Annotated in this window: 16 protein-coding genes and 1 pseudogene; 12 read left to right on the top strand and 5 right to left on the bottom strand. The window is 62.1% G+C overall.

Annotated features, from left to right (window positions below; translation table 11 throughout):
- Window positions 1–189: 189 nt before the first annotated feature.
- Together VAR608DRAFT_RS06460 and VAR608DRAFT_RS06455 are read right to left on the bottom strand one after the other, a co-directional pair.
- The gene (locus tag VAR608DRAFT_RS06460) at window positions 190–1,014 is read right to left on the bottom strand and encodes a DNA adenine methylase (RefSeq protein WP_088953305.1); all 825 of its coding nucleotides are present in this window, start codon (window positions 1,012–1,014) and stop codon (window positions 190–192) included.
- Window positions 1,015–1,179: 165 nt separating this feature from the next.
- The gene (locus VAR608DRAFT_RS06455) at window positions 1,180–1,881 is read right to left on the bottom strand and encodes a hypothetical protein (RefSeq protein WP_088953304.1); all 702 of its coding nucleotides are present in this window, start codon (window positions 1,879–1,881) and stop codon (window positions 1,180–1,182) included.
- 1,870 nt (window positions 1,882–3,751) lie between these two features.
- Between VAR608DRAFT_RS06455 and VAR608DRAFT_RS36790 the strand changes: the two genes are divergently transcribed.
- The 8 genes and pseudogenes from VAR608DRAFT_RS36790 to VAR608DRAFT_RS06420 all read left to right on the top strand — a co-directional run bounded on the left by VAR608DRAFT_RS36790 (window position 3,752) and on the right by VAR608DRAFT_RS06420 (window position 10,394).
- Window positions 3,752–4,426, top strand: coding sequence for a hypothetical protein (locus tag VAR608DRAFT_RS36790; RefSeq protein ID WP_157730678.1), 675 nt, complete (start codon window positions 3,752–3,754; stop codon window positions 4,424–4,426).
- Window positions 4,427–4,747: 321 nt separating this feature from the next.
- Window positions 4,748–5,269 carry a hypothetical protein gene (locus tag VAR608DRAFT_RS36785; protein WP_157730676.1) on the top strand — a complete coding sequence of 174 codons (522 nt, stop codon included), beginning with the start codon at window positions 4,748–4,750 and terminating at the stop codon, window positions 5,267–5,269.
- Window positions 5,270–5,435: 166 nt separating this feature from the next.
- Window positions 5,436–6,104, top strand: a complete 669-nt coding sequence (locus tag VAR608DRAFT_RS06445) for a hypothetical protein (protein WP_088953302.1) — start codon at window positions 5,436–5,438, stop codon at window positions 6,102–6,104.
- A gap of 192 nt (window positions 6,105–6,296) precedes the next feature.
- A complete protein-coding gene (locus VAR608DRAFT_RS06440) occupies window positions 6,297–6,650 on the top strand; it encodes a hypothetical protein (protein ID WP_157730674.1) in 354 nt (117 codons plus the stop codon).
- A 129-nt stretch (window positions 6,651–6,779) separates the two neighbouring features.
- Complete coding sequence (locus VAR608DRAFT_RS06435; RefSeq protein ID WP_088953300.1) at window positions 6,780–7,463, top strand: TniQ family protein; 684 nt, start codon at window positions 6,780–6,782, stop codon at window positions 7,461–7,463.
- 566 nt (window positions 7,464–8,029) lie between these two features.
- Window positions 8,030–8,182, top strand: a pseudogene (locus tag VAR608DRAFT_RS38465) (LacI family DNA-binding transcriptional regulator); the annotation flags it as partial.
- A 213-nt stretch (window positions 8,183–8,395) separates the two neighbouring features.
- Window positions 8,396–8,983 carry a hypothetical protein gene (locus tag VAR608DRAFT_RS37830; protein WP_231973281.1) on the top strand — a complete coding sequence of 196 codons (588 nt, stop codon included), beginning with the start codon at window positions 8,396–8,398 and terminating at the stop codon, window positions 8,981–8,983.
- A gap of 511 nt (window positions 8,984–9,494) precedes the next feature.
- On the top strand, window positions 9,495–10,394 hold the full coding sequence (locus VAR608DRAFT_RS06420; RefSeq protein ID WP_197700483.1) for an amino acid ABC transporter substrate-binding protein: 900 nt from the start codon (window positions 9,495–9,497) through the stop codon (window positions 10,392–10,394).
- A 190-nt stretch (window positions 10,395–10,584) separates the two neighbouring features.
- Here VAR608DRAFT_RS06420 and VAR608DRAFT_RS06415 read toward each other — a convergent pair whose 3' ends face one another.
- Together VAR608DRAFT_RS06415 and VAR608DRAFT_RS06410 are read right to left on the bottom strand one after the other, a co-directional pair.
- Window positions 10,585–10,962: a hypothetical protein gene (locus tag VAR608DRAFT_RS06415; protein ID WP_088953297.1), complete on the bottom strand. Its 378-nt coding sequence runs from the start codon at window positions 10,960–10,962 to the stop codon at window positions 10,585–10,587.
- 115 nt (window positions 10,963–11,077) lie between these two features.
- Complete coding sequence (locus VAR608DRAFT_RS06410; protein WP_088952391.1) at window positions 11,078–12,163, bottom strand: IS630 family transposase; 1,086 nt, start codon at window positions 12,161–12,163, stop codon at window positions 11,078–11,080.
- 452 nt (window positions 12,164–12,615) lie between these two features.
- Between VAR608DRAFT_RS06410 and VAR608DRAFT_RS06405 the strand changes: the two genes are divergently transcribed.
- Together VAR608DRAFT_RS06405 and VAR608DRAFT_RS06400 are read left to right on the top strand one after the other, a co-directional pair.
- Window positions 12,616–14,256: a PEP-utilizing enzyme gene (locus VAR608DRAFT_RS06405; protein WP_157730672.1), complete on the top strand. Its 1,641-nt coding sequence runs from the start codon at window positions 12,616–12,618 to the stop codon at window positions 14,254–14,256.
- The gene (locus VAR608DRAFT_RS06400) at window positions 14,253–15,509 is read left to right on the top strand and encodes a PEP/pyruvate-binding domain-containing protein (RefSeq protein ID WP_088953295.1); all 1,257 of its coding nucleotides are present in this window, start codon (window positions 14,253–14,255) and stop codon (window positions 15,507–15,509) included. The genes VAR608DRAFT_RS06405 and VAR608DRAFT_RS06400 overlap by 4 nt, the downstream gene beginning before the upstream one ends.
- 118 nt (window positions 15,510–15,627) lie before the next feature.
- Here the strand turns inward: VAR608DRAFT_RS06400 and VAR608DRAFT_RS06395 are convergent, their stop codons facing one another.
- On the bottom strand, window positions 15,628–16,107 hold the full coding sequence (locus tag VAR608DRAFT_RS06395) for an Lrp/AsnC family transcriptional regulator (protein WP_088953294.1): 480 nt from the start codon (window positions 16,105–16,107) through the stop codon (window positions 15,628–15,630).
- Window positions 16,108–16,237: 130 nt separating this feature from the next.
- Here VAR608DRAFT_RS06395 and hppD point away from each other — a divergent pair, with 130 nt between their 5' ends.
- Together hppD and VAR608DRAFT_RS06385 are read left to right on the top strand one after the other, a co-directional pair.
- On the top strand, window positions 16,238–17,344 hold the full coding sequence (hppD, locus tag VAR608DRAFT_RS06390; RefSeq protein WP_088953293.1) for a 4-hydroxyphenylpyruvate dioxygenase: 1,107 nt from the start codon (window positions 16,238–16,240) through the stop codon (window positions 17,342–17,344).
- Window positions 17,341–17,649: a 4a-hydroxytetrahydrobiopterin dehydratase gene (locus tag VAR608DRAFT_RS06385; protein WP_088953292.1), complete on the top strand. Its 309-nt coding sequence runs from the start codon at window positions 17,341–17,343 to the stop codon at window positions 17,647–17,649. Before hppD ends, VAR608DRAFT_RS06385 begins: the two co-directional genes overlap by 4 nt.
- Window positions 17,650–17,656 lie beyond the last annotated feature (7 nt).

Below are 17,656 nucleotides of genomic sequence, written 5' to 3'. Positions count from 1 at the left end.
GCGGGTACCGCGCCACGCCCAGGCCGTGCGCGCCATCCCGCAGGCACGTGCCTGGCGGCAGCCCCCGGTCCAAGTTCCAAACGACATGGCGGACGCCCGCCAAGTCCAAGGGGGCGATGTGCGATGGACTCCTGCTGCGAAGGGCGGTTCGAGGTCGTGCACAGTGCTTGAATCGTGTATCCCCGACTATCAGCCACGGAGAATGGCGAGAAGCTCCCCGCAGGCACCTCTTCCTGCGTTGCTGGCAGAGATGCTGCGCTCAACCTTCAGCGGGTGAAGTTCGAGCCCCCGATATAAGTCACGTGTTTCTTCAGTGTCGTGATTCGAGATGAGCACAGTAGCACGTCGAGAAGCGGCGCGCTTCGCTGCCACGACTAGGCGTTGGTGGTCCTCCAGACTAAACCCCTCCGCTGTATAGGCCGTAAATGAGGCGCCCGACTCGGAGTCGAGGTACGGTGGGTCGCAGTAGATGACATCGCCGGGCCGGGCCATCTCGATGGCCGCTGCGAAATCTCCGCCGAGCACGACGGCACGCTTTAGACGTTCCGCGGCGACAGCAGCGGCGTCAAATGGGAACAGCGGGAGGGATGCCGGCTTTCCGTACGGCACGTTGAAGCCGCCGGCTCGATTGACGCGGTACAGGCCGTTGAATCCGAACTTGTTCAAATATGGCAGAAGCACGGCGCGTCTATACCTGTCAGCGGAAGCGTTGAACTCGTCGCGTAGCTCTAGGTAACGCGCCTGGCTGTGGTTTGCGTCGCAGAAGAGGCTGCTCGCATCGCGGATGTACTGTCGTGGACGCTCTCTCAAAGCCACCCAAGTCGCCACGAGGTCCGGATTGGCATCGTTGAGGACATAGGCGGGGTAGTCTGTCGCCAGGAACACAGAGCCGGCACCGACAAACGGCTCAATGAGCCGGGCGCCGGTTGGGAAGTAGGGGAGGAGGGATTGGAGGAGGCGGGTCTTGCCGCCGGCCCACTTGAGGAAGGGGCGCGAGAGTTTGGGGTTTCGCATTCCCAGTGAAGGGAATGCTGTTTATGCAGGCCTGGTCCCAATCGAGACCTGCTCAGCTTCCGGAGCGGGCAAGCCGGAGAACGGCTGTTTTGGCGGAAAGCAAAGAGCGGCCACTGGGGCCGCTCGGCAACCGCCGCGAGGCGGTTGAATCAGGTTAGAAAATGCCTATTCCCGGGCAGACATGAACTTCGGAGGGCTGGCCTCGTCCACCAGGAATCTCGCCGGTTCTAGTGTCCCTTCGATATCCGCCGCTGGGCCAGAGATGCGCGGGGTGAATGGAGTCGAAACCATGCAGCCCTGAACATGGGTCAGCTTGGGATAGGCCGGGATATCAGTTGTCGCCACGTGACGAATGTTGCCGGTGCCGATGATGTCGAAGACGGCCTCCCGAAAACGCGGAGTCCTCGTCGAAGCTCGCGAGACATCTGACCTCAACGCCTGAGTCCGCGGAATCAGCTCGAACGACCGGCTCGTGAGAATGTGCTCTCCGTTGGAGAACTCTGCCATCAGGACCAGCGCGCCCGCCGCAGCCCATAGGTCCAGAGCTTCCCACACGCATGGGTCTGCGGGGTTGGCCAACCAGTACAGCATGTTGGGGCCGCGCTGAAGACGGAAGGTCAGGATATTGGTATCACTGGTACCGGTCTGCCCATAGCCAACGTACGCGGGAAGACTGGGGTTGAAGTCATGGAGCTCGTGATTGAAGAAGCCATGCAGCACCGGCAGCTTGCGTAGACGTGCTGGCAACTTGGAAATGGCGTCCTTGGGGAACTGAATGAAGCGTCCGTAGGGGACGATTGCCTGCGGCGCTCGGTCGGACGAGTTCGCGTTGAAAGGAGTCTGCGTAGAAATGAATGATGCGTTCACGGTTATGGAAGGTCTAGCTTTGCCAACGCGTTCGAGAGATTCGGTGCGTGTACAGGTCGTATAGCAACCCCGCTGAAAGGGATTTACGTCTATAACGCTCGCTAACGGCGAGCAGATCCTGAACGTCCGCATTGAGACTCGCTTGCGCGCCCGGCGGGTTCTCCTCGACCTTTAAAGCGTCGACGCCTCATGTGTGAACGCAACATCAGCAGGGCGTTTGCGACTGTGGGGTGAACCCGCAAGGAGCCATTTCGGGTACGGGCGGCGCTCGCGAAGCTATTTCGGTCGAGGTCGTCACAACCTCATCTAAACTGCTTCGGGATCCCTATAGACGTCGGGCGCCTTCCTCTTTAGAGTCTGACGATGCCCAATGGGGCCCCAGCTATTCACAAACGCGGCCAGGGTCAAGGCTTCGTTTCGAAGGCGCGAAGATCGCGCATGCGGTGCATCATGTAGCGGGCTTCCCCGTGCGGAGGTGTGGCAGATGTGAAGGTAAGGTCGGCTCAACGACTCATACCTCGATGCTTCAGCAATCCACTCTCTCCCAAACTCGGCCATCCAGAAGGCACGACGACACGACAGGGATCTTTGGCGCGCCAGGACGCATGGTGTTCTCGCTCAACGGCCCCCTTTTTCCGGCAGGCGCCGCCGGCGAAATGCGCGATTTCGTTCAGCTGCCAATCGCACTTTGCGGGTCCTTGAAAGGCGGTCTGACGAAACGTCTGTGCCCAGGAGCCGCATCTGTTATCCCGTCACCAGCTGCAGAATCCCCGAGCCATTGGGGGCAACGAGCAGCGATGCCCAATACTTCGTGGCGACTTGAGACCAGCCGGCGCGGTCATCTTCGGCCATGGCGGCGTCAAGCCCTTGCGAGCAGGTACCTAGACAGGTGGCAGAGGCCATCTCTGCGAGCAACAGGGTAACGATGAAACGAAGGACAAGTCATGAGAAGACTGCCGCGGCCGCGGGTAAGCACCGAAGTAAAGCAAAACGGAGTTCAGCTTCCGAGTCACCAACATACGGAGCCGAGCTTCTCATCTCAGCACTGGAGGACGAGGCCGTTCTGCGGAGACACAGCGCAAAGCTTCTCGCCCATGCGTTGGGCATCCATCCTGCGCACTGGTATCGCCTGCGTGCAAAACCAATGCATTTGGCTCGCTGCGAGCGCGAGACCCTTGAGAGTATCGCTGACTACCTAGGGTGGCCCATCGGAAGGGTGTTGCTTGCAAGCGGTGTCATCACGCAGGGAGACTTTGCTGTGGTGCTAGGGGGTGAAGAGGCTATCGCGGAGGTCATCTCCCGAATCGAGGGTGGTCCCTTCGGTGCGGGACTGGTCACACCGCTGAGCGAGGCAGGGCAAGACCATCGGCTGTTGGTTGCCGAGCTCTTCGTCACGCTATGCCTGGAACGGGTGCGGGCGGTGAGGAGGGATTCGAAAGGCTCGGTTTAGAAAGCGATTTTAGGGGCCGATTTAAATCGGCCACCTTTTAGATAGTGATAAAGCATCGGTGCATGCAAAACTACTCGACGTCCGTCCGGGAGGCTATAAAAAAACCGGGGCGGATCGGGGTACGCTAGAGATATCGCGGCAACCCTTTCTATACGATTGCGCTGAAGACAGAAGGTGATGGAACTGGAGCCTCTAGGCGTATGGATCGGCGGGGCCCAAGGGCCGGCGCTTTTAGGGATTTAGCCTGGGGCGGCGCGTGCTTTAAGCTATAACGGCTATAACGGAGCTGTGCGTTATAAGGCCCAGTCGTGTGGCAAATTCGGGGATATCTCGCGACAAGAGAGACGAAGCAGACATATACCCATAGACACCTCTCACTGTTAAAGACGAAGCTGTGCTTCCGATTTCGAGGTGTCCGAAATGACTGCATTTGTTCGCATCAGGGTCCTGGAAGGCGAAGCACAACGAACGCGTCATGATTTCGCAGGCGAGATCCGCTCGATGGGTACCCGCCTCGTGGGTCGCGAGCTTCTTGTAGATTCGGGAACGGGAAAAGCGATTGCCGAAGTTTCCGGCTATCCCCGACGTGTTGAACCCCCTTTGGTTCTGCTAGCCCGTTTGGTCCTCGCTGTGGCTGACGGGTCGTTTCTCGGCGAACGCTTCTCGCAAGGCATGGCTTTCGCGCTGGAGCTCAGGCCGCATCAGAGTCTGGTGCTGGCCTCGGACGTTTTGCAGGTCAGCTTCGGCAGCTACGGCCTCAACATCAACCTACTGTCCGGGACTTGCATTGCTGCAGGGCATCGCGTTCAGGTGAATCGCCGGATCAATCTCGCGGAAGCTATTTGCCTAGCGCTCAGGGCGACATTGGGCTGGAGGCGAAATATTCCGCCGCTACCGTGCGCTCTGACTCAAGTTCGAATTCGGAAGACCGCCGATCGCGAAGCCCAGGTATTCCTGGCGGACGTTCCGCCAGTTGCCCGCCATCAACTCCGAAAATCGTACGGACTCAGCCCCTTGACAGATCGGGTGGATGCTGTATTTTGGGCGGATTTTTTGCTTTCGCAGGGCGCCGAATTGCGGGCAGGGCGATTGTAACTGAATAAAACTATCGTCGTTAAAAGGGCCAAAATCCTAACAGTTGGCGAACTGCCAAGAGAGGAATGTAATTCGCCGGACCTTCTCCCGCGCCGCCGTGCTGATGAGGCATGACGACCGAGAGCCGATCAACTTTCAACCGTCTGGGGGTACTTCACACCAGCTAGCACCAAAAAAGCAAACGCCGATCCTTCTCGCGAAAAATCGGCGCGCCGACAGCTCTTTAAGAACCGTCTGAGGTTTGGACACCCTGCAGACAGTTTCTCCCAAATGAGCCAAGGCGTCAAGCAAGTTCGCGCCCAACTCTTTTTGGAGGCATAAATGCCATCAGTATCTATCAGCTCGCCGCGCAAACTGCGGATTGAGCAATCGCCCCGACAGATTCAGGGTCAAGGGCACCGCACCGATGCCCTCTCCATCGAGGATTTGACGACCCCATGGCTTCGTCTCTTGCCGAAGAAAAATTCCAATAAATCAAACTCCAAGCCCTCGGCAATTGAGCGGGGAAAGGCTATTGAGTCCCGCATGCCCGTGAAGCCATCTGATCCACCGCCGGATAGCCCGGAAGCATTGATTCGCAATGTGCGGAAAGGACTCTTCGAGCTCGAAGTTCTTTTTCTCAAGCGAGAGGTGGAATTCGCCCGCAAGATTGCCAATTTGCAATTCGAACTGCGAACGAAGCGCCGGGTTGAGTTATTCGAATTGCTTCGTTCTCCCTTGCGGAGCGTTCCGGGAGGAAGTGATGCGGCCCGAACTCGACTGGTCCGGCCGCTGGAACCGGCGATGGAACTCGTGAGCCGTGAACGCCGTAAAGGCGGACCCGCTATCGGTTCGCGTTCCTAAGGCTCCACCTAGGGGCTCACGAGCGGACTAGAGCCTCCGAGCCTTGCTCGGAGCGCCTGCCATCGCAACTGCATAGGCCCGCTGACACGCATAGCGACCAAGTCGGGATTGTCGCCCTGGATTGGGTGCTCTCGAACCCCTGCAAGCCATTTTAAGGAGTACAGCTTTGGAAAAAGCTATAGCAGAGGCGCGCGCGATTTCCTGGAACACCACCGGGGTCATGCACCTTTTAAACGGTGAACTTGGAAGCTTTGACAGCGTTACCGAGCGCTTGGCATTCGAAGTTCTTCGAATGGCGTCTGACATTCTATCCTTGAGTTCAAAGCCGCCAAAGCTGACCTGGTTCGATTCGCAAGGAAGAAAGCGTACCTATACCGGGGATGCCGAAGCCCGGACGAAAGATGAAAGGTGGGTGCTTATAGAGGTAAAAGTTGCCGGAAAACTTTCGCTCCAAAGCAAGCTGCGCCGGAAATACGAGGAAATCGGCATCTATCTGCGGTCCTCGGGCGACCGGCAATTTGCCTTGATCGAATGCGAGCCCCGAACCGTTCTTGCCCGCAACGTCGCCAAATTGACGCGCTATTGGACTGTGGATCCCGGAACGGTGGCCCGTGATGCCTTTGCGGCATTGGGGGCGACTACCACCTCGCTCGCGCAGATCTTAGGCGTGGTCGGGCCAGAGCGGCGCAAGCACATCTACGCGGCGCTCGCCCATCAGCAGCTGCTGATGGACCTTCGCCGAACACAGCTGTCGTCAGAGTCACTCGTGTGGCTGCCCAGCGATGAACGCCCACCGTTTTGCCTCGCCGATCTGGTGAGCACATGGTGGGCCTGATCGTCGCGTTGGATGACGGCCTCTACCACGTCGAGATTGCCATTGGCCCTGTACTACGCCTTCGCAGGCTGGCCGACGGTCGGATTCGATGTGCAGCCGATCAATCACTCCGCCTCCTGCTCCGAGCCGGTCGCGCCCTCATTGTGGCAAAGGGCCCAGGTCGATTCTCGGAGATGACTTCGCAGGAGCTGAGTGCCTTTCACTCCCGACTGCCACTTGCCAAAGGAGAAGAAGATGATGTTTCAGCCTACCAAGGGGGCCTTGGTCTCGTTCCGTGGCCGGGCGCTCCTCTACCACTCGGGGACGGCGGGATACGTCCAGTTCGAGGAACTGGAGACCGGCGCGATCCGCAGATGGAACCGGGGGAAGTTCAAGAACGAGATCAGCGCCGGCAGGATCCGACCACTTCCGACAGTCGCGAGTAACGCCGAGACCCAGGTGATCCTGAGTCGCTTCCAGGCGGGGCGCGCTCTCGCGTATCGAGCCTTCCAAGCTTCGCAACTCAGCCTTCGCAAAGGCAAGGCGGCCAGCTTGATCTCAGGTTGACGGCATCTGTCACGTCGAGCTCGCCACGGTCCGGTACTACGGCTTCGTAGGCTGGCTGGCCGACGAATGGATTCGATGTGTAGTCAATCACTCCCGCCAGAAGGAGTTTGGCTTATCGGCGCGCCGGGGATGGGCAAGACCACAGCCTTGGCCGAGGCCTCCAAGCGGGTGGAACTTACCTGCGGGGGGACCAAACGTGCCACGCTCGTCCTTGCGTTGTTGCCGGCCCCCACCAAGCTGTCTATGACGATTGCCAAGGTGCACGATCGTTCATGGAAAGCCATGCGCGATTTTTTGAAGCTAGGCGTCCACGAGGACCCGGACTTCTGGTGGCCGTGGAAAAGAAGTCCGACCTCGCATCTCCTAGCAACGCCATCGGAGCAGCTCGCCGAGCTGTTCTCTTGGAGTGGCAGCTATGTCGCTCAAGCTCGACCTCCCGGCATCGTGATGGGTGATGTTCAACACCCGTTCTTCAGGTTGTGCTGGAAATGCGTGGCGGAAGCGCACGTCGTGCACTACCGCGCCGAGTTCAGGTTCACTTTCTTGCGCTTCTGTCCTCGACATCAGGTCGAGTTGGTGACCCCTGACTGCTGGCTGCTGGAGGACGTTGGCGATGGCTGGAGCGACATCGCACATGGGCGCAGTGCGCCGACTGCGCCACCCACCTCTCCGCAGCAGCTCGCTCGCTGGGAGTTTGAAAGGAGGATGTGTCGCCTTCTCAAGTTTGGATATGAACGCCACCCTCAGTACGGGGTCGTGCCGGCTCAAGCGATTATTTCGCAGCAACGATATCGCCTTGCGCACGGTCTTTAGACAACAGTCTTGGAGACGAGCACAACAGCCCTCCGGCGCGCTACGTGATGACCGATGGCCAGGCGCGAGCGTGATGGAGGTCTTCATTGGAGAACCCTATGCTGCACTTCGATCTCACCTACGATAGGGATCGCACCAATTCGCGAGGCATGCGGAGTCCCTGCCACTTCAGGGCGATCGACGACGTGACGGGCATTCGATTTTCTGTACCTCTTTGGGACGAAGAGGCTGACTTGTTTCCCTTGTTCCACGAGGCGGTTGCCTACTACGAGCGGAAATGGATCCGGGTCCGGGAAGTGCATGTGCCCCGACGGCTGGTAACCCTTAGCTTCCTGGAACACTGTTGTCGGACGGAAATTAAGTACGCTCATCATCCCGACGACGAGTGCTACCGATGGGTGGTGACGACGACTTTCGTAGGGGTCAGAGCCTATCGTTTGACAAGGCGAGGGAGACCCACTAAGTGCGAGAGCCAATGACATGGGAACCAACTTACACGTGTAAGCTATCCGTGACTTACCCGTGTAAGTTCGTGTTCGCGAAGCAAGCCCACGAGGGATGGCCCTATGAAGCTCCAGCAACGGGTGACCACGGCTGAGATAGCGGCGGCGGCAGGCGTTTCCCGGGCAGCCGTTAGCTATGTGCTGAATGACAAGCCAGCGCACGGAATCCCCCTCTCGACTGCTGAGCGAATCAGAGAGGCGGCGCGCTCGCTGGGATACGTACCGTCAGCGGCTGCCCGGATGCTTCGGTCGGGTGCAAGCGACCTGGTGCTTGGGGTCCTGCCGCCATGGGATCTCGGTCCCACCTATTCGGAGATTCTCCGGGGCCTAGTGGATCGCTTGGGACGCATAGGGTACGAGTTGGTGCTCCACCCACCAGGCGCAAGCGCTACTCGCACTGGACAGCTTCTTCGAAGCGTAACCCCGTCATTGATCATTACGCTGCAAGAGTTCTCGGTCGACGAGCGAAAGCTCTTCGGTGACGCGGGGATTCCTGTGCACGACCTAGGTATGGCCGCCTTGATGGGTCTTATCGGGCGAACTCAGACAAATTATCTGATCGATGCCGGGTATGAGCGTTTGGTCTACGTGCAGCCCGATTGCCATGTGCCCGAGGTGCTGTCGGTGCCGCGAGTTGCAGCGATGTGCGAAGCCGCTCGAATGAGGGGCGTCGCATTGCCTCACCTGGTTCGATTGCCATACACCGCCAAGGGGCTCAAGGAATTTGTACGGGACGATGTGGGAGATCGATCCGGAATTTGCGCTGATACGGACGAACTTGCAGCTGTCCTGTTTGCTTCAGTGGGAAGGGACAGGTTTGGTGGCAACACGGGGCTCGGGCTGATAGGCGTGGGAGACAGGCCGGTGGCAAACCTGGGAATTTCCACAGTTAAGGTCGATGTGGAATATTGGGCGGATGCTTGGTTTGAGCCACTGGAAGCAATCTTGATTTCTGGCAGGGAGCCGTCGAAACGACGTAATCTCGCTATGGAAGTGATTGCTCGCTTATCAACGTGAGGATCCTAGCGGCGGGACGGGGTCGCCGAGAATCCGGTCAGCGCTGCAGCTTGAGCGCGGGCTCTGTCTCCCAAATTGGCCTCAAGCCCTCTAGGCTCGGTCATGCTTCGCCGTGATGTCGGGTTTATTGACGCAAATCGGCGCAAAGCAGGGAGTTAATGACGCAGTCGAGGTGCGCGTGCGTCAGTATTCGCGCCTAAGTGGCTGTCGCGTCCAGCTTGGAAATTCAAGAGATTCTGTCGCGTGACAGCCACCGACTCTGCAGGAGCGACAGCATTACTTGTTGAGTGCGACGCCATTCCCGGTGCGAGCTCACGGTCGCGAACCCGCCGAGTAGGCCAGCAGATCGCGCCTAGACTGCCGCTCCCGGGCCAGGAGCGGACATCGCTGCATGACGGCTGCCAGCAGCAGCGAAAGCTGGTGAGAGACCCCTGCTGGCGCTTGCGTTGCCAGCCCGCCGGCCGCACAGTGCCGGACCCCAATCCTTGCTTCGCGGCTCTGGAGCACGATCATGAGCATGGTAAAGAGAGCTGCCACGTTCGCGGCGCTGGCCGCATTGGCGCTGAGCGCATGGGCCCAGCAGGGGACGCTCGACAAGATCAAGGCCTCGGGCGCCATCGCGATCGGCCATCCCATCGCGATCCCCTTCGCCTACATCGCGGACGGGCAGCACGTTGGCTTCGCGATTGATCTGTGCGCCCGCGTGGTCGACGCGATCAAGGCCGAGCTGAACCTGCCTGTGCTGAAGGTCACCTATCTGCCGACATCCCCGAGCGACCGTATCCCGCTGCTGGTCGCCGGCACCATCGACATGGAATGCAGCTCGGCCACCAACAACGCCGAGCGCCAGAGGCAGGTCGCCTACACGATGACGCACTTCCTGGCGGTGAGCCGCTTTCTTACCAGGAAGGCCGACAACCTCACAAAGCTGGAAGACCTCAAGGGCAAGACTGTCGTATCGCGGGCGAGCACTCCGAATCTCAAGCAAATCACCGAGCTGAATGCGGCGCGGAACCTGGGCCTCAACATTCTTGCCGTCAGCAATCTAAATGAAGGGTTGCCGATGGTCGAAAGCGGTCGCGCCGCGGCCTTCGTGCAGGACGACGTCATGCTGGCCGTTCAGGCCGCCAATCACGCCAACCCGGATCAGTGGCAAATCTCGAGCGAGGCGCTGTCGCTGCCCGAGCCCTACGGGATCATGTTGCGAAAGGACGATCCGGCCTTCAAGAAGGTGGTCGACGCGGCGATGGTTGCCACCTACAAGAGCGGAGAGGCGGCCAAGCTCTACGCCAAGTGGTTCCAGAGCCCGATCCCGCCCAAGGGCATCAACCTCAACATGCCGCCGAGCGCGGCGATATCGAACCTTTTCACCAACCCGTCCGACTCACCGGACCCGGCCGCGTACAAGTGAGGGCTGACCGGCCCCGCGACCCGTGGCCACCCTGAGGGCGGAGTCCGCTCTTGGGTCGGTCATCGCCCATGCCCGATGACCGCAACGGGCGCACTGCCGCCGAGCTCGGCAGGCAGCGGCAGCTTACTGGCCGGGGATTTCTTTTTCTGGCGCGCGCCTGCTGGCCAGCCGCCGGCCGAGCCAAAGCCGCCTAAGGCGACCCGCCGGCCGCCGTCTGGATGGCCGACCAGGTTTCCTCGGTATGGGCGATCGCCGCGTCCAAGGCGGCCACGACCGGCATAGCTGCCGCCCGATCCTCAGCCGCAAGGGCTGGCGCGAGCTCCAACTCCAGGAGTTCGTTAATCTGCCCCAGCTGATCGGACATCAGTGCGCGCAAAGACTCGATCGAGGCCGGATCGGCGTGGCGCCTGAGGATGAGCGCGTCGATTTCCTCAAAGAGATCAAGCACGTGCCCCAGTCGCTCGGCGAAGTCGAAGGCCGACTCGCGCGCCCAGGACAACTTCGAGCCCTCGACGCTGTGCTGCACCTCCTCAAGCTTGCTGCGAAGACGCGAGAGCGAGGCTTCCATCTGCACCTCCAGTTGCACCCAGAGATTTGCCCGTCGGGAGGCTACCGCGGCGCGCGGTGCCGCACAAGCCGTTGCTTGCAGCTCGAAGCGAAACAGAGGTTCGTTCGGGAGGGCTCTAGTGTCGTGAGTTAGAAGTTCGCAAACAAAATCTCTCGACACTTGCGAGGATGTTGTCGGCGGTCTTGGACCAGACGAACGGCTTGGGGTCGTCATTGTTGTGCTTGATGTAGTGCCTGATCGCCTGTTCGAGTTGTCGTGTGGAGCGATGAGTGCCGCGGCGGATGTACTTTTGCGTCAGGGTGGCAAACCAGCGTTCGACCTGGTTCAGCCAAGACGCAGAGGTCGGCGTGAAGTGCACGTGAAAGCGCGGATGCCGGGCAAGCCAGTTCCTGATTGCAGGAGTCTTGTGTGTTCCGTAGTTGTCCATCACGAGGTGGATGTCCAGCACTTGCGGCACGTTGGCCTCGATGGTGCGCAGGAACTGCAGGAATTCGGTGCTTCGATGGCGGCGATGCAAGTCCCCGATGACCGAGCCGGTGGCAATGTCCAACGCCGCAAACAGCGTGGTGGTGCCATGGCGCTCGTAGTCGTGGGTACGCCGCTCGGGGATGCCTGGCGCCAGCGGCAGCAAGGGTTGCGTGCGATCGAGTGCCTGAATTTGGCTCTTCTCGTCCACGCACAGCACCATCGCCTTGAGCGGCGGATCAAGGTAAAGCCCGACGATGTCGCGCACCTTCTCGACGAACAGTGGATCGTTGGAGAGCTTGAAGGTCTCCTGGCGATGAGGTTGAAGTCCGAAGGCACGCCAGATGCGAGACACGGCCGTTTGGGACATCCCGGTTTCGCGCGCCATGGTGCGGGTGCTCCAATGCGTCGCCGCGACGGGGGTGCTCTCCAGCGTCTTGGCGATCACGGCGTCGACGCGCGCGTCGTCGATCGTTCGCGGTGCGCCAGGCCGAGGGGCGTCCAGCAGCCCGTCCAGCCGATGCTCGACGAATCGGGCACGCCACTTCGAAACCGTCTGCTGCGTCACGCGCTGGCGGCCTGCAACCACCTTGTTGTCCACTCCTTCGGCGCAGGCCAGAACAATGCGAGCGCGCAACGCCAGCGCCTGTGCGGTCTTACGCCGCAGCGTCAGCGCCGTGAGTTGCTCGCGTTCGGCTTCGCTCAGCACCAGTTCTGCCTTGGGTCTTCCTCGCATGGTCGCCTCGTCGTGTGTACACGGTACACGATCGATTCGACGCCATCAGATTAGTTCAATGAACTTCTAACTCACGACACTAGCCACCCTCGCGTGGTGCCACTAGGGCTGCTGACCCTGGAGGGTGGCCATGCTGGCCGCAGTGAAGATCATTGAGTCGCACCGTCCCCACGCAGCGCCTGCCGCTGGCGTACCGGGTGGAATGGCAGGTGCCGCATTCGCGCGAACTTTAGCGATTGTCGCTGCGCCGTTCTACGCCGCCACTGAGCGACCGCTCCTCGCCAGAAGGAGGGCGCCCAGGTAAACGCCCACGTCAAGCACCCGGGCTGGGCTCAAGCTTGCTACGGCGCGTCAGAACATGGATCACCGCGCAGACGCCGCCGCGGGAGTATCCTTTCCGAGTCTACGGCATGGTCGTAGGCACGGGCGGATCCTCACAAGGAGATAGCACGATGACAGCACACGACCTGAGCATCAAACTGCCCATCGAGCCGCCCGGGCCCGGCCCGTGGAAACAGGACGGCGTGCACTTCCCGCGGCCTATGACGCGCTACTTCCAGGAGATGCACCCAGACCCGTTCCGCGCCGGCACGCAAGCCTTTGCGCGCTACTACGGCATGCTCATCGATGGCCTGCAGATGGCCTACGTGCAGGGCTTCGGCTACAACCAGGTGGTGCCGGCACCGGAATCCGAGCTGCCCGAACGCTTCCGGCGCGCCGAGCAGGTCTATGCGCAAAAGCTCTGGCGCGAGCAGCTGCGCGAATGGGACAACCAGTGCAAGCCCGCGGCAATCGCGATGCACCGCGAGCTGCAACTTGTCGACGCGGACGCGCTGTCCGACGCCGAGCTGGTGGCCTATCTGCGGCGCTGCCGCGACCATCACGCGGCGATGATCACGCAGCACATGCGCTTCACCGGCGGCGCTGTGCTGCCGGTCGGCGACTTCCTCGCCCATGCGGGTGACTGGACCGAGCTGCCAACGTCGGAGCTGCTGGGCCTGATGCGCGGCTCGGCCGAGGTCTCGTCCGGCGGATCCGACGAGATGGTGCGCCTGAAGGGCGCCTTCGCCGCGGACGCGGCGGCACGCACGCTGCTAGCCAGCGACGGCGACCCGGTGCAGCTGCTCGAACGTCTGCGCACGCTCGGCGGCGAGGCCGGCGCGGCGGTGCGCGGCTATCTCGACTTGGTCGGTCACCGACTGATCGACGGCTTCGACATCGCCGAGCCCACGGCACTCGAGCTGCCCGAGCCGCTGCTGCGCTCGCTGCGCATCGCGTTGTCGGGCGAAGCCGCGGTCGCGTCGGACCTGGACGTGCGCGTTGCCGAGGTGCGTGCCCGCGTGCCGGCGGCGCACCAGGCGCAGTTCGATGAATTGCTGGGCGAGGCCCGCTTGATGTACCGGCTGCGCGACGAGCGCGGTGTCTACAGTGACATCTGGGCCTCTGGCCTGATGCGGCGCGCGGCGCTGGCGGCCGGCCGGCGCGTGTCGGCGCGCGGCCGCATCGCCACCCCATTGCACATGCTGGACGCCGGCATCGACGAGATGTGCGCGCTGGTTGCCGCCAGTGGCGGCCCCATGGCCGAGGAGCTGGCACAGCGCGCCGCCTATCGCGCGGCGCACACCGCCAAGGACGTGCCGCCGCTGCTCGGCCCGCCGCCCCCGCCGCCGCCGGACCTGGCGGCGCTGCCGCCGCATGTGGCCCGCCTGATGCGCGCGACCTTCATCGCGCTGGGCCATGTGTTCGGCAGCGCCCAGGCCACCAATGAAGACAAGATGCTCTACGGGCTGGCCGCCAGCAAGGGGGTCTATGAAGGCCCGGCGCGGCGCGTCTCGGGCCCGTCGGAGTTCGGCCGCATCCAGCAGGGCGACGTGCTCGTCACCGAATCGACGACCGAGGCCTTCAACATCCTGCTGCCGCTGCTGGGCGGCATCGTCACCGACAATGGTGGCTTGCTGTCGCATGCGGCGATCGTCGCGCGCGAATACGGCATACCCGGCGTGGTCGGCACGCGCGAGGCCACCGAGCGCATCAGCGACGGCATGCGCCTGCGCGTCGACGGCGATGCCGGCGAGGTCACGGTGCTCGGGTGAAGCAGCACGTCGTCCCTTTTGCGAAGGCGCGCGACGCTGCGCTCTTCGGCTCCAAGGCGGTGGGCCTCGGCGATGCCGTGCATCACGGCCTGGCGGTGCCGCCGGGCGTGGCGCTGTCGGGCGACTTGGTCGAGGCCGTCGCCGGCGGCGACGAGAAGGCCATCGAGAGGCTGGCAGCGGCAATTGCCGAGCTGCCGGCGCCGTTCGCCGTGCGCTCCTCGGCCGTCGATGAAGACGGCGCTGCAGCCAGCTTTGCCGGCCAGCACCTGACGGTGCTGAATGTGCACACGCGCGCCGACGTGCCCGACGCAGTGCGCGAGGTGTGGTGGTCGGCCAATTCGGATTCGGCCATCACCTACCGCCAGAAGGTGGGGCTGTTCACCAGGCCCAGTGTCGGCGTGGTGGTGCAGACGCTGCTCAATCCCGATGTGGCCGGTGTCATGTTCACCGAACACCCCGTCACCGGCGCTGACGAGCGCCTGATCGAGGCCAGCTGGGGCCTGGGCGAAGCGGTGGTTGCCGGCCTGGTGGTACCCGACCACTTCCGCCTCGACCGCGCCGGCCTGGTGCTGGAGCGCAAGCCCGGACGTAAGCGCATCGCCGTGCGCTCGCTGCCCAACGGCGGGACCTTCGAAGAGCCGGTGCCGGCGGCGCAGGTGACGCAGTTGTGCCTGGACGATGCGCAGCTGGCATCGCTCGGCGGCTTGGCGCTGCAGTGCGAAAAGACCTATGGCCCGCGCCGCGACATCGAATGGGCGATGCAGGACGGCGCGTTGTACCTGCTGCAATGCCGCGCCGTGACCACCGGCCAGTCACGCAGCGGGGCTGCACCGCCTGGCCCACCGCCGCGCGACCCGGTGGGCGCGCTGCAGCGCGTGCGCTTCTTCGCCGATCTGGACCGGCGCCAGACCGAGCAGATTGCGCGGCTGCTGAAGCAGCGCCATTTCGCCCAGGGCGAGACCGTCATCCGCGAGGGTTCGGGCGCGGCTGCATTCTTCATCATCGAGTCCGGCGAGGCCACGGTGTCGAGCAAGGGCGTGGCGATCAACACGCTGGGCGCGGGCGATCATTTCGGCGAGATCGCGCTGATCGACGGCGGGCCGCGCTCGGCCACCGTCGTCGCCACCACCGAGTTGGTGTGCTACGGCCTGACCTTCTGGGAGTTCCGCCCTCTGATCGAACGCAACGGTGCCATCGCCTGGAAGCTGTTGCAGGCGCTGGCAAAGAGGCTGCGCGTGGCCGAACAGGGCTGAACCCGGGCAGGTGCGCGGTCAGCGCGCCGTCGCCCGCGCCAGCAGGCAGCTCTGGTGAACTACGTTGCTGACGTCATACCGGCCGGAGGGGTGCCGCCCGCGCTGGAATCATGCGCCACTAGACCATCGAAACGCCCGATTTGAGCGGGCGCATGACAAAGCTCGTGCGGCAATCCTGCACGCTTGGGTGCTTCAGGAGCGTATCCATGACGAACCGGGTGTAGTGGTCCATGTCCGCAACCACCACCTTGAGCAGGAAGTCCATGTCACCGCTCAGGGAAACACATTCCACCACTTCAGGCCATGTCGCTATTTCTGCGGCGAAGTCGTCCATGGGTGTTCGTTTGCTCCGGCCACTGTGCTTTTCCAGCCTCACGTTGATGTAGGCGGTCAGATTGAGCCCCACGCGGCGCGCACGAACCAGCGCCGCATAGCCAACGATGACGCCCGTTTCTTCCATCCGCCTGACACGTCGCAGGGCTGCGGAGGCCGACAGCCCGACTTGGCTGCCGAGTTCATCGAACGAGATCCGCCCGTGTGTCTGCAGGACAGCCAGTATGCGCCGATCAAGAGAATCAAGCTCGATGGATTCTTCCATTGGCTCATCTTCGCATGAATCATGTGCGTTTGGCTGCAATGCGCCTTGAAATCGCAAGATAAATGCGTCAAGGAATGCCTACAGTCTGTCCATCCCCCAGCCGATGGCTGCTCACTTCTGGAGACGATGTATGACCGACCTGTTCGAGAATCCGATGGGCCTTTGCGGCTTTGAGTTCGTGGAGTTCGCCTCGCCCGCCCCGGGCGTGCTGGAGCCGCTGTTCGAGAAGCTGGGCTTCACGCTGGTGGCGAAGCACCGGTCAAAGAACGTGTTGCTGTACCGCCAGGGCGGCATCAACTTCATCGTGAACAACGAACCGGGCCAGGCCGGTTACTTCGCCGCCGAGCACGGTCCCTCGGCCTCTGGGCTGGCCTTCCGGGTGCGCGACGCCCACAAGGCTTACAAGCGGGCGCTCGAGCTGGGCGCCCAGCCTATCGATATTCCCACCGGCCCGATGGAACTTCGCCTTCCCGCCATCAAGGGCATCGGCGGCGCGCCGCTGTACCTCATCGACCGCTTCGAAGACGGCAAGTCGATCTACGACATCGACTTCGAATTCCTCCCGGGCGTGGAGCGCCACCCCGAGGGCCACGGCTTCCAGGTCGTCGACCACCTCACGCACAACGTCTATCGTGGGCGCATGGCCTACTGGGCCGACTTCTACGCAAAGCTCTTCAACTTCCGCGAGATCCGCTACTTCGACATCAGCGGCGAGTACACCGGGCTGACCTCCAAGGCCATGACGGCACCCGACGGGCTGATCCGCATCCCGCTCAACGAGGAGGCGAAGCAAGGTGGCGGCCAGATCGAGGAATTCCTCATGCAGTTCAACGGCGAGGGGATCCAGCATATTGCGCTCTTGACCGACAACCTGCTCGACTCGATCGACCAGCTTCAGATGGCCGGCATTCCCTTGCTGACCGCGCCCAACGACATTTACTACGAGAACCTGGAAAAGCGTCTGCCCGGCCACGGCCAGCCGGTGGGTGAGCTGCAGGCACGCGGCATCCTGCTGGACGGCACCACGGAGGGCGGCCAGCCGCGTCTGCTGCTCCAGATCTTCTCGGAGCCGATGCTGGGGCCAGTGTTCTTCGAGTTCATCGAGCGCAAGGGCGACTATCGCGAGGGCTTCGGCGAAGGCAACTTCAAGGCGCTGTTCGAGTCGCTCGAAAGAGACCAGATCAATCGCGGCGTGCTGGCGGCCCCGGACAAGGCGGTGGCGAAGGAGCCGGCATGAAGCTCGGCGTCGAGGCGCTCGCGGCGCAGCTACCAATGCTCGACGGTTGGGCTCACGTCGCCGATCGGGGCGGCATGCTCTCGAGGGAGTTCCGGTTCGAGGATTTCGTTCAAGCCTTCGGCTTCATGGCGCAGATGGCCTTGCATGCGGAACGAATGAACCACCACCCCGAGTGGTTCAACGTCTACAACCGCCTGTCGGTCACGCTGACCACGCATGACGTCGGTGGCATTTCGGCCAAGGACATCGAGATGGCCTGCTTGATGAATCGCACTTTTGCGGCCCGGGCGGCCGCCCAGGCCTAGGAACGCA

It is taken from the genome of Variovorax sp. HW608 (assembly GCF_900090195.1).
GTDB lineage: Bacteria > Pseudomonadota > Gammaproteobacteria > Burkholderiales > Burkholderiaceae_C > Variovorax.
Note: the sequence above shows the minus strand (reverse complement) of the source record. Positions and strands in the feature narration are given on the sequence as shown.